The 11,640-nt window shown below is 63.2% G+C and carries 8 protein-coding genes; 5 read left to right on the top strand and 3 right to left on the bottom strand.

What is annotated here, in order from left to right; genetic code table 11:
* The first annotated feature begins 59 nt into the window (after positions 1-59).
* Positions 60-1,505 (top strand): ATP-binding protein, encoded by a 1,446-nt coding sequence (locus HDG34_RS01025; RefSeq protein WP_184057000.1) that lies wholly within the window; start codon positions 60-62, stop codon positions 1,503-1,505.
* A 29-nt stretch (positions 1,506-1,534) separates the two neighbouring features.
* Here HDG34_RS01025 and HDG34_RS01020 read toward each other — a convergent pair whose 3' ends face one another.
* The gene (locus HDG34_RS01020; protein ID WP_184056998.1) at positions 1,535-4,276 is read right to left on the bottom strand and encodes an MGH1-like glycoside hydrolase domain-containing protein; all 2,742 of its coding nucleotides are present in this window, start codon (positions 4,274-4,276) and stop codon (positions 1,535-1,537) included.
* 1,588 nt (positions 4,277-5,864) lie between these two features.
* Between HDG34_RS01020 and HDG34_RS01015 the strand changes: the two genes are divergently transcribed.
* The 4 genes from HDG34_RS01015 (at position 5,865) to HDG34_RS01000 (ending at position 8,107) form a co-directional block, all read left to right on the top strand.
* Positions 5,865-6,395: a hypothetical protein gene (locus tag HDG34_RS01015; protein WP_184056996.1), complete on the top strand. Its 531-nt coding sequence runs from the start codon at positions 5,865-5,867 to the stop codon at positions 6,393-6,395.
* Between the two features lie 9 nt (positions 6,396-6,404).
* The gene (locus tag HDG34_RS01010) at positions 6,405-7,097 is read left to right on the top strand and encodes a protein mobD (RefSeq protein ID WP_184056994.1); all 693 of its coding nucleotides are present in this window, start codon (positions 6,405-6,407) and stop codon (positions 7,095-7,097) included.
* Positions 7,090-7,812 (top strand): hypothetical protein, encoded by a 723-nt coding sequence (locus HDG34_RS01005; RefSeq protein WP_260320961.1) that lies wholly within the window; start codon positions 7,090-7,092, stop codon positions 7,810-7,812. The genes HDG34_RS01010 and HDG34_RS01005 overlap by 8 nt, the downstream gene beginning before the upstream one ends.
* A 97-nt stretch (positions 7,813-7,909) precedes the next feature.
* The gene (locus HDG34_RS01000; protein WP_184056992.1) at positions 7,910-8,107 is read left to right on the top strand and encodes a hypothetical protein; all 198 of its coding nucleotides are present in this window, start codon (positions 7,910-7,912) and stop codon (positions 8,105-8,107) included.
* A gap of 114 nt (positions 8,108-8,221) precedes the next feature.
* Here HDG34_RS01000 and HDG34_RS00995 read toward each other — a convergent pair whose 3' ends face one another.
* Complete coding sequence (locus tag HDG34_RS00995; protein WP_184056990.1) at positions 8,222-10,585, bottom strand: ParB/Srx family N-terminal domain-containing protein; 2,364 nt, start codon at positions 10,583-10,585, stop codon at positions 8,222-8,224.
* A 135-nt stretch (positions 10,586-10,720) separates the two neighbouring features.
* Positions 10,721-11,554 (bottom strand): DUF932 domain-containing protein, encoded by an 834-nt coding sequence (locus HDG34_RS00990; RefSeq protein WP_184056989.1) that lies wholly within the window; start codon positions 11,552-11,554, stop codon positions 10,721-10,723.
* Positions 11,555-11,640: the final 86 nt, after the last annotated feature.

Here is an 11,640-nt window from a genome sequence, read left to right as displayed (position 1 = left end):
GGGCGACGGCGGCGCCCGTCTTCCGGACGCGCGTTTTTCGCCGCAGAGGTGTGCCAACCATGATCGACCTCGAGAAGCTGGGCATGATGCCCGTGTTCGCGGAGCTCACGAGGGAGAGTCTGCAATGGCTGCGCGACAACCTCGCCGAGTCCGCCGTCAAAGCCGGCGAGGTGCTCATCGACGAAGGCGAAATGTGCACCAGCCTGCTGCTTCTGCTCAACGGCGAGCTCACGTCGACGAGACGGGCGGAGGGGCACCTTCCCAGCGAGCGCTACATGGCGCCTGAAGTCTTCGGCACGCCGTGCCTCGTTGCGGCGATTCCCTACCCGTCGACGCTCCGGGCCGCGACCGATTGCGACATCGCCTGGCTTGCCGAGCCCGCGTTCCGTGAACTGTTCATGTCCAGCGGGCCGTTCAACCAGGCCGTCGCGCGCGTGATGGCCGACTGGCTCACCACGCTCGAAGCCGCAGGACAGAATCGCGAAAAGCTGGCCGCGTTGGGCAAGCTCGCGGCCGGGCTCGCGCACGAACTGAACAATCCGGTTTCGGCCGTGATCCGCGCGCTCGACTGCATGCTCGACGGACTCGACGCGCTGGAGGATGCGTCCCTTGCGCTCGGCCGCAGCGCGCTGCCCCGCGATGCCCTCGATGCGCTGCGGATCCTTGCCCGCAGCAAGGGGGTGCAAACCGGCATGACGGGCGCGAATTCCCTCCGGCAAAGTGAAGCAGAAGCGCAACTCGGTGACTGGCTAGGGGCCCATCGGGTGGCGAGGCCGTGGCTGGCTGCGCCCTGCCTCGTCGCGCACGGAATCGGCGTCGATGATCTCATGCGGCTTGGCAGCAACCTGAGCGCGGAACAGTTCGACGCGGGCATCCGCTGGACCCTCGAGGCACTGGAACTGCACTCGCTGATGCAGGAGGCGATGCGCGGCTCGGCGCGCATCGCCGACATCGTGAGGGCGACGAAGGCCTATTCCTATATGGACCAGGCGCCGCAGCAGGAAGTCGACATGCACGACGGCATCGAAGACACGTTGATCGTCATGGCTCACGAACTGAAGCGGGGCGTAACGGTTACCCGCGACTACGATCGCGGCCTGCCGCGTCTGCAGGTGTACGGCAGCGAGCTGAATCAGGTGTGGACCCGGATCGTCGAGAACGCGATCGATGCGATGAACGGGCAGGGCGAACTCACGATCCGCACGCGCCGTGGCACGGACTGCGCGGTGGTCGAGATCAGCGACAACGGCCCCGGGATTGCGCCGCAAGCCGTGCCGCACCTGTTCGAGCCTTTCTTTACGTCGAAGCCGGCGAACAAGGGTCACGCGCGGGGTCTGGGTTTGCACATCGCACACCGCATCGTGGTCAGTCGGCACGGCGGAACGATTCAGGTCGATTCGCGTCCCGGACAGACAACGTTCCGGGTGACGCTGCCGCTCGGGGGCATGGCCACGACGCCGGTTACCGGAAGAATCGGCTCGAATCGGTCGAACAATTCATCGTGAATCGTGCTGCTCTTCCAGCAGCCGAAACGCTACCGCGCCATGGCCGGTGCGGTGTCTTCGGTCAATGGCGCGGCCACCGAAGCAGCATCAGGCGCCACGTGGGACAGCTTCATCATGCGCGGCTGGAGCAGCAGCGCGACGAGCCCGCTCCAGCCGGTCTGATGCGAAGCGCCGACGCCGCGTCCGTTGTCGCCGTGAAAGTACTCATGGAACAGTATGAGATCCTGCGAACGCGGGTCAGCTTGCAGGATCGGATAGGCCGCCATCACGGGCCGCGCGCCTTGTGCATCTTTGAGAAAGAGCGTCGTGACGCGCCGTGCGAGGTCGTCGGCAATGTCGCTCAGCGAAAAACGGTTGCCCGATCCCGTCGGATATTCGACCCGAAACTCATCGCCGTAGTAGCGATAGAACTCATACAGCGATTCGATCAACAGGTAGTTGACCGGTATCCAGACTGGCCCGCGCCAGTTCGAATTGCCGCCGAACACGCGCGAGTCCGATTCGGCAGGCAGGTACTTGATGCAGACGCTCACGCCGCCATGGTCGAAGACATACGGTGCATCGCGATGCACACGGGACAGCGCCCGCACGCCGTGCCCGGAGAGAAACTCGTTTTCATCGAGCACGCGGCGCAGCAGCGCTGTCATCCGGTCTCCCCGCAACAACGACAGCAGCGTGGTGTTACCCTTGCCGGGTTCGGTCCAGCGCGACACCAGCTTTGCCAGATTCGGCCGATGATCAAGAAACCACGCGAGCCGTTCGCGCAATCCCGGCAGATGGCCGTACACCCGCTCCTCGAGCACGTGAACGGCGAACAGCGGAATCAGCCCGACGATCGAACGAATGCGCATCGGCACACGGGTACCGTCCGGAAGGTGCAGTACGTCGTAGAAGAATTCGTCGTGTCCGTCCCATAACCCTGTCCTGCAGCCTTCGCTGCAACTGACCGCTTCCGCGATATACAGAAAGTGCTCGAAGAACTTCACCGCGATTTCGACGTACGCGTTGTTCGTCATCGCCAGTTCGAGGCCGATCTGCATCAGGTCGAGCGCGTAGGAGGCCATCCATGCCGTGCCATCGGCCTGATCGATGCGGCCTGCGGTCGGTAGCGGCGAAGACCGGTCGAAGATGCCCACGTTGTCGAGCCCGAGAAAGCCGCCCTGAAAGATGTTGCGGTCATCGGCGTCCTTGCGGTTGACCCACCAGGAGAAATTGAGCAGCAGCTTGTGGAACATGACTTCCAGAAACTCGTGATCGCCAACGCCCGTCACCTCGCGGTCGAGTTCGTACACACGCCATGTTGCCCACGCATGAACCGGCGGATTCGCATCGCCGAACGCCCACTCGTAGGCGGGCAATTGCCCGTTCGGATGCATGTAGCGCTCCTTCACGAGCAGCAGCAATTGCTTCTTCGCGAAGTCGGGATCGATCATGGCGAACGCGGCCGCATGAAATGCGAGGTCCCACGACGCGTACCATGGGTACTCCCACTTGTCGGGCATCGACACGATGTCGCCATTGCACATGTGCCGCCAGTCCGCGTTGCGACCGTGCCTGCGTGCTCGCGGTGGCTTCGGTTGACCCGGGTCACCGTCGTGCCAGCGCGTCACGTCGAACTGGTAGTACTGCTTGGTCCACAGCATGCCGGCGAGCGCCTGACGCTGCACGAGCCGCGCATCGGCGTCGGCGATATCGTGCTGAAGCGCCGCATAGAATTCGTCGGCCTCCGCCTGCCGAGGCGCGAAGAGCGTTTCCATGTCGAGCGGCACGGCATCCGGAGCCAGTTCGGGACGCCAGCGCAGATACAGCACCGAGCGCCCATGAGGCGCGAACTGCAGGTACACATGCGCAGCGGCGCGGGTGCCCCTGTCGCGCCGGATTGCCTGCTCGTCGCCGTCGACGAGGTAGTCATTGAAGCCGTCCTTGAACGGCCCCGTTCCTTCGAAGCCGAAAATGCGGCGTACATTCGTTTCGTTTTCGCAGAAGAGCCACTCGATCGGCTGTTGCGCCGACGCCGTCACGATCATCGTTCCGAGCGCGGGATTGTGCGCGACCACGCGCGCGCCTTCTTCTGCATTCGGCTCCAGCGTGAGCGACGGCTTGCCGGGCTTGCCCGACCACGCCCATCGGTTGCGCGCCCAGAATTGCGGCAACACATGAAGCGTCGCGCGCTGATCCGCGCGGTTCTCGACGGTAACGCGCATCACGATATCGTCGGGTGTGTGCTTCGCATACTCGACGCAGACGTCGAAGTAGCGGTTATCGTCGAACACGCCCGTATCGAGGATTTCATATTCGGGCTGATCGGTGCCGCGCCGCAGATTTTCGTCGATCAGGTCCTGGTACGGGTACGCGTCGTGAGGATATTTGTACAGCATTTTCATGTACGAATGCGTCGGCGTGCCGTCGAGATAGAAGTAAAGCTCCTTGACGTCCTCGCCGTGATTGCCTTCGGCATTCGTCAACCCGAAGAGCCGTTCCTTGATGATCGGATCGTGCCCGTTCCAGAGCGCGAGCGAGACGCACCAGTCGAGCGGGTCGTTGCCGAATCCGGCAATGCCGTCCTCACCCCAGCGGTACATGCGGCTGCGCGCATGATCGTGTGGAAAATAGTCCCATGCGGTGCCGTATTCGCTGTAGTCTTCGCGAACAGTGCCCCATTGCCGCTCGCTCAGATAAGGTCCCCAGCGGCGCCATCGGTCGAGCCCCGGACCATGGAGCCGGGCACCTTCCATCGACTGGAGAAGATTGATAGCGCGTAGCGGTGGCATGGAACCTCCCGACCCGAAACCGACCATCCAGCAAGTCAAGTGCATGAACAGTCTGTCCTTTTCCATCGCGAGCGCCGTGTGCGCGCCGCATCAGGTGCTCAACATCCTCTCGATGCGCAACCGTTCACCGAGCGACCACGCCTGAAACCGGGGTGCCGCGCGGCGCTTGCGCCGGGTCGCCGTCGGCGGATTCGCTGACGTGAACGAGCCCTGCGGAATCGAGGTGGGCATACAGCGACGCGAGAAAACACACACGCGCCGCTTCGAAGCTGACCGCGGCGGGGGATGCCCGCTTCGCGCCAACGCGCAACCAGCTTCGACGAACGGCCCCATCAACCGTGGCCAGCCAATACCTTAATGATAAGCGCCATCGCGTTGCGGCGGCGATCCGCCGTACTCCGGGCCGACAGGAGCGAGCGTGCGCCGACCGGGCGGTTTGAGCGAGCTTGGTATTGTCAAGTTGAAGCCGGGTCGACGAATATAATGGGGCATGAAGAAAGCTTCCGCCTCCGTTTTGCCGTCGGCCGAGGCGCCGATTTCGTTCAAGGGCCATCGATTTCCGCCGGACATCATCAGCTACGTGGCGTGACTTGTAGCGGCAACATGAGATTGTCGTGTTCCTTGTAGGCCCAGTGTGACATCCAGTTCAGTGCGTCGGCGACGAATACGACGCGCACGACCACTATGACGATGCGGAGGCAGCGCGGACGACCCTCTGGAATTCAAGCGTTGGCCCCTTGGGCGCCCAAAACCGGCGCAAGCCTATCCTGCAATCACTCATTTTCATTGCGCTTTTTGTCGCCCGGAGTAAACGTTTTGCGCAGGGGGGCGGCTTTCACGCAAATGACAGATCAGGCCCTATAGAAACGTTGCGTAACCCGTGCGAAGAAATGGCGTAACGGTCCCCGTGAAAGCGTAAACGCCGTGCGCTTCAAGGTTCGCAAAAAATGCGCAACCCCGTGCGTCATGCCATCCCGTTTTAGATTAAACCGCGTGCGTACAGAGATGCGTATCAGTGCGTGTGCCTCGTGCGTCAAGGTGGTCACACTAGGCGCAAACCGCATGCGTTAAAAATGCGCTTTGCCGGAACAATGCAATGCGTTCCGGCGGCGCACCCGAACACAGGCGAAAGCGTATCTTCTGCGCAGGGCGGATATTGGACTTGTCCGGCGCCGTGTGCAACACAAGGCACAACGTGAGCGTGATATGAGCGTAGAAATGGCGAACCGCTGGCAAATCTCGCGCGTCGAGGGTTCACGACAATGTGCAAACCGGTTGCGTTACCGTCGGCGATATTGATGCGTCAAGGGGGCCGGGTTCAGCGTAAACGGAGTGCGTAACGGTGGCGGCAAGTTGTCCGTGACCGACGCAAACCGCGTGCGTAATCTCGGCGAACAGCCGTGCTTCTGGGCGGAAGCGTTGCGTGTGTACGACACACGAAAAAAAGTGCGTTGTTCTCCCGTGATCCCACGAGTTCCCTGGAGTTCCTACGGTGTCTTGCGATACAAAAGGGCGGCGTTGACAGGTGCGTTATGCGTGAGCAGGATGGTGCGCAGGCGGTGCGTACCAATGTGCGCTGGAGGTGGCGATGCCTGTTGCCAGGGTCTATACGAAATCGCAATGGGATGCGTTTGCCCGGACGCTTGATGCGCTGCCGGAAAAACCGGAGACCGAACGGGGCCTGAGTGTTCGCGATGCGATGAAAGACGTGCGTGCCCATATCCGTCATGCGCAAGGCAAGGGATATACGCTGGAGCAGATCGCGGAGCAGGCAAAACAGGCGGGCATCGATATTACGGCTGGCACGATCCGCTATGCGCTGCGTTCCGGAGGAAAGGGAAACGGCGCGGGAAAGGCAAACAGCACAGGCAACATGGTACGTTCGGGGACTGGAGCGCCTGCGCCGGGCATGGTAACGACACTGCCGCGCGCGCATGCGACCGTGCAGGGTGGCGCGTCACGCACGAACCGCCCGCGCACAGAAGGGCGTGCAGACGGACGTACTGAGGGGCGCACTGAAGCGCGTGCGCATGGGGGAAAGGCAGAAGTCAAATCACAACCCATGCCGGTACAGGGTTCGCTCGTATTTGCGATCAAACCCGATACCGACGACCTGTAAAGGACGGTAATGGCAACGACCCTCAACCCCATCTATCTGGTAGGCGGCAGCAAGGGCGGCGTGGGCAAAAGCATTGTTGCGCTGGCGCTGGCCGACCACCTGCAACGGCGCCACGCGAGCCTCGTACTGGTCGAGACGGACACGTCAAATCCGGATGTCATGAAAGCGGTCCACGGCGAGATCGAATGTGCAGCGTTCGACCTCGACGAGGCGGACGGCTGGATTGGACTGGTCAACTACTGCGATGCGAAGCGCGATGCAATCGTGATCGTCAATACGGCGGCGCGCAATCAGGCGGGCGTGGCGCGGTATGGCGCGACACTAGCGAGTACGCTTGATGAACTGGCGCGGCGGCTCGTTGTGTTCTGGGTCATCAACCGGCAGCGCGACAGTCTCGAACTGCTGCGCGAGTTCGGTGCGACGTTTCCCGATGCGACCACCCACGTCGTGCGCAATGCTTACTTTGGCACTGCCGACAAGTTCACGCTCTATCAGGATTCGAACATTCGCAAGAGTATTGAAGCGAAAGGGCTGTCTCTGGATTTTCCGGACCTTGCGGATCGGGTGGCCGATGACCTGCGCAGCCAGCGTCTGTCGGCGCGCAAGGCGGCAGAGACGCTGCCCATCGGGCAACGTGCCGAACTGCTGCGCTGGCGCTCGCTCTATGACACAATGTTTGCCGGTGTCATTATCGATGACTGACGCAACATCCAGTGCCTGGACACGCCCGGGACGTCCGCGTCGCGCGCGGCGCGCCCGCCCGCCCGATCCGCTTGCACGCCTGTTCCTCGACGTGTCGGGCGAAATCCCGGACGACGCGAGCATCGCGCGCATGCGACGGGTGTCGGCGGCGCTGAATCTTCACGATAACGATGCGCTTTGGTCAGTGCTCGCCGTGCTCGAATACTATGCGCGGCTGTACGAGGCGATGCCGGATCGCATCAGGAAAGCGGGCGAGGGCAGCCTTGACACGGTTCGCTCCGAAGCCAGGGAAGCGACGGATGTGCTGATGACGCAGCACCGTGATGCGCTCGCGCGCTGCAAGGAAACGATAAGGCTTGCCGAGCACATGATCCGCGAGCATGAGGAGCGACACCGGGCCGCTCTCGCGGGGCTGAACGAGGCCGCGCTCGATGCGCTGGTAGAGCGCGCCACTAACCGGATCGCACATGCTGCGGGTAACCGCCTGGTGGGCGCGTTCGCCATCGCGGCACGCGAGCAGCACGCGCGACTTGACGGGGCCGTTGCGGCTTTCGAGCGGGCGACGCGGGAAGCAGGGCGGCAGGCGCAGGTCGGGGCGCAAACACTAGAGCGCCGGTACTGGCGCGCGCTGGGGGCCGTGCTGGCGCTCGTGCTGACAGTGCTGCTGGGCGGTGCGGCAGCGATCGCTGTGTGGCTGACCGTATGGCGGGGATAACAAACCGGCGCGACAGGCGCGAGAGGGAGGAAGGGGATTCCCGGCCCGTCGCGTGATGGGTTAGTGCATGGCGTTGCGCCGTGCGATGGATGTCCTGATGTCCATCAGCAGCCTGACCAGATCGTCGGCCTCCAGAGCCAGCATGGGAGATACGAAGCCTGGTCCGGGTGACTGCGACGCGGACGTGTTCGCCGTTGCCGTATTCGTCATCGGTCACGTCAACGGCAGTCGTGAAAACGTGGCCAGCCCCGTCGTTGATTGTGATCACGGTGACCTTGATGGATTTTTTTCATGATGAGCTCTGTCTGGATACGCGTGCCGCTGGCGGCACGCGGGATAGGAGCGTGGTCCTGCGGGGCTGCGCCCGGTCAGCGGGTTCCACCGGGCTGACCGGCGGAACCCGCACGGATTACGCCGCGTCCTGCGTCGTGGACGCGTCGTCAGGCCGCGTTGAGGGTGCGCCGGTCGCAGCGGTCGCAGCGGTTGCGGCAGTCGGGAAGGGCCACGCGGGCAGCGCACTGTTGCTGCCTGTCGGGGCGGGCTCCTGTGCCACGGTCGGGCCGTCCACCGGCGATGAAGTTCCTGTGCCTTCGGCGGGTTCCGTGCCGTTGATCCGGTCATTACCGGGCTCATTAGCGTGCTCGTTGGCGTGGTCATCGCCGTGAGCGTCGACGTCCTCCTGCGCTTCATCGCCGGGGTCCCCTTCCTCGTCGTCATCCTCATCCGCGTCATGGGCGACGCCGTAAGAGCGCGCTGCCGGGACTTCGCGGTCGGTGAGGATTTCCGGCAACCATGCGGACTTCGCGAGCCGCAGTTCGGCGGCGGCAGCCGCATCGACCTTCTTCATCTTGCCGATGTCGGCGGCGATCTTCGGTGACACGGCGCTGGCGATGACTTCGGCGATGCGCGCCTTGCTGACATGATCGAAATACGAGGCACGCGTGGGCGTCCAGTACTGCGTCATGTCAAGGTTCAGCGCGCTGACGAGCGCATTGATGGCGTGGGGCTTTTCTTCCCCGGCGATGCCGTCGAGCAGCGTGCCAGTGCAGAACGCGAGCAGGTCGAGCAGGGTCGTGCCGGGGTCCTGTTCGATCAGCCACGGCAACAGGTCCGCGCGGCGCGCGGGGAGTTCGTGGCCCCACCGCTCGCGCTGCGTCTCGATGACACTCCACGCGGTACTGGCGGGCAGGTCGTCCGCCGCGCCGAGCAGCCTTTCGCGGTTGCTGTCGCAGGACAGTGCCAGCGTGTGCGGCGCGAAGCCGATCCCATACCGTTCCGGAAAGACTGCCGGAATCAGGCGTTGCAGGAGGGCGGCGAGCGCGACGGAGGGCTGCGCGATCAGTTCAGCATGAACGGCGGCGGTACGATGCGCGCTCAGGCGCTGGCAGAGCTTGGCGCTGTGGACCGGCTTCTCCTTCGCCTCGGGTTCCTCGGTCGCTTCGGATGCGCGTTCGGCTTCGGGCGTGCCGGTCACGGTCGCACCTGCCGCATCGAGTGCTGCGCTGTTTTCGCGGCGCACCAGCCCGCGCTCGATCACGAGTTCCCCCTGCGGGCTGAGCATCACGAATGCGCCCGCCTCGGTCATCTGCTGCGCGTCCCATGTTTGCGTGAGGCTTTCGAGCGCGATGAGCGCGGCGTTCACCTTGTCGATTTCGGTTTCGAGCCGTTCGGCTTCTTCGTACGCGTTTTCATCGTCCTCCCCGAGCGCATCAAACTGTTCGGCCAACTGGTTCTGCTGCGCGGTGAGCGCGTCCATTTCCCGCTGTTCCTCGGCGGTGAGGGCGCGCTGCACCGGTTGCAGCCTGCCGTAGCGATTCAGTTCCAACACATCGCGCTCGATACGCTGTTCGGTCCAACCCCAGCCCTCACGGCGGACTTCTTCGGCGGCGGCGTCGAGCTTCGCGGCGGCAAGGCGTTGCAGCAGTTGGGCGTCGGCAATGTATCCGGCGTTTTCGTCGTCGCTGAAGAGATCGCGGCGCACGAAGCCGCCCGCTGCCTCGTAGGTGTTCAGTCCGACGAAGCGAACCAGACGGCTGCGGCTCGCGTCGATCTCGGTGCGCGTGATGGCCTGCCGCAGATAGTTGGGCTGGCGCTGCCACTCGTTGGCATCGAACCAGATACTCTCCTGCGTCTCGTGGTCATCGGTGAGCGCGAGCGCGGCAAGCTGGTCAAGCGTGATCGCGTCCTCGCGCAGCAGGGCGAGCAGCCTCGGGGAGGCGCTGGCGAGCTTCATGCGTCGTTTGATCGTGATCGGCGCGGCCGAGAATAAGAGGGCGATGTAGTCGGCGCTGCGACCTTCCTCAGCGAGCAGCCTGTAGGAGCGCAGCACGTCGAACGGGTCGAGCCCTTCGCGTTCACTGTTCTCGATCAGGCTGATCGCAAGGGCTTCGCCTTCGCTGACTATCCGCACCGGGACCGGGTAATCGGCGGTAATGTCTTTCTGCTCGAACAGCAGATCGAGTGCGGCCTGCCGGCGCTGACCGGCACAGACGCCAAGCTTGCGATGTTTGCCGCGCAACCCCTTCAGCTCATGGACAACGAGGTTTTGCAGCAGGCCCTTTGCGCGGATGCTAACGGCAAGGGCGGGAATATCCGTGAGCGGTTTCGTCCGGGCATTAAGCGGCGAGCGCCGCAGGCTGGAATACGGCACGGTCACGACCGGCTGCTCGTTACCGAAACTGGTTTCAAGCAGGGGGGCAGCGGTAGCCGTCACGTCTGCGGCGGAGGGTTCCGTTGCGGTGTCGATTGCTTGCGTGTTGACGTCGGATTGCATGGTTCACTCCAGAAAGTTGAAAAGGAAAGTTCCGGGTCTCGGTGTTACGGGATACCAGTCAGGACTGGGCCCGGATAGGAGTCCTGATGGTATGAAACGGAATCGAGCGGCAATGGGCAGCCGCCCGTGCCCTGCTTATGCCTTCATCTGGCGCATCGCATCTGCGAGCATCCAGAGCGCGCGGTTCAGTTTCACGTTCTGGTCGATGCCGGTGATGGGGCGGGTGGACATGGAGCGTCCGCTGCGCGAGCGCCCGTGCAGTCCACCTTTGGTTAAAGATTCCTGAATCCGATTAAAAACCGTCCAGAGGTCATCGCGGCGGTCCTCGAAGCGCCGCACGTTGAGCAGTTGGCTTTCGGTGATCGGGGCGGGCGCGTCCGCGTCGGTCGGGTCGTAACGCAGCGCGAGGGCGGAGCGCGCGAACGCGTGCTGTTCGTCGCGGGTGAGCGTCACGGCGCGCATGCCGTCCTTCTGTTCGCGGATCAGGTCGAAGCCGTCGAGCACCTCGAATGCGCCGTTGATGACGTTCTGCACAATGGAGCCCTTGTGGGGAACACGTACTTCGCCGACGGTTTCGCCCGCGACAATGCCGTTCTGGCAAACAAACCTGTAGATGCCACCCAGCATTTGATACGAGCTTGTCCCATCGTGCGAATTGAGGAGGATGATTTCGTTGACGTCCTCGCCCGTGATTTCGTTCGCGGGGCGCATGCGGATGAGATGCTTCGTGAATTCACGCTTGTCCTGATCACGCACTCGGGTCTGGCAGACCATGAAAGGCTGAAAGCCTTCATTGCGCAGGCCGCGCAGCACGTCGATGGTGGGAATGTAGGTGTAGCGCTCGGAGCGGCTGTCGTGCTTGCCTTCGGCGAAAATTGAAGGGGCGACACGGCGGATCTGGTCATCCGACAGGGGCGAGTCGGAGCGGAGCATCGGGGAGCCGTAACGGAAGGAGGAAGCGAGTTGCATGGCACTCTCCACAACAAAAAGGGTTGAACGGTGTTGCGCTGACCGGGCTCCAAGATTCCGCCCGCCTCGTAGGGATTGGGCTCGTC

It is taken from the genome of Paraburkholderia sp. HC6.4b, from assembly GCF_014200875.1.
In the GTDB taxonomy this organism is placed as follows: Bacteria; Pseudomonadota; Gammaproteobacteria; order Burkholderiales; family Burkholderiaceae; genus Paraburkholderia; species Paraburkholderia tuberum.
Note: the sequence above shows the minus strand (reverse complement) of the source record. Positions and strands in the feature narration are given on the sequence as shown.

Bases quoted from the DNA above. Each gene is read 5' to 3' on its own strand.
- HDG34_RS01025 (WP_184057000.1), top strand. From the start codon at position 60: ATGATCGACCTCGAGAAGCTGGGCATGATGCCCGTGTTCGCGGAGCTC.
- HDG34_RS01020 (WP_184056998.1), bottom strand. From the start codon at position 4,276: ATGCCACCGCTACGCGCTATCAATCTTCTCCAGTCGATGGAAGGTGCC.
- HDG34_RS01015 (WP_184056996.1), top strand. From the start codon at position 5,865: ATGCCTGTTGCCAGGGTCTATACGAAATCGCAATGGGATGCGTTTGCC.
- HDG34_RS01010 (WP_184056994.1), top strand. From the start codon at position 6,405: ATGGCAACGACCCTCAACCCCATCTATCTGGTAGGCGGCAGCAAGGGC.
- HDG34_RS01005 (WP_260320961.1), top strand. From the start codon at position 7,090: ATGACTGACGCAACATCCAGTGCCTGGACACGCCCGGGACGTCCGCGT.
- HDG34_RS01000 (WP_184056992.1), top strand. From the start codon at position 7,910: ATGTCCATCAGCAGCCTGACCAGATCGTCGGCCTCCAGAGCCAGCATG.
- HDG34_RS00995 (WP_184056990.1), bottom strand. From the start codon at position 10,585: ATGCAATCCGACGTCAACACGCAAGCAATCGACACCGCAACGGAACCC.
- HDG34_RS00990 (WP_184056989.1), bottom strand. From the start codon at position 11,554: ATGCAACTCGCTTCCTCCTTCCGTTACGGCTCCCCGATGCTCCGCTCC.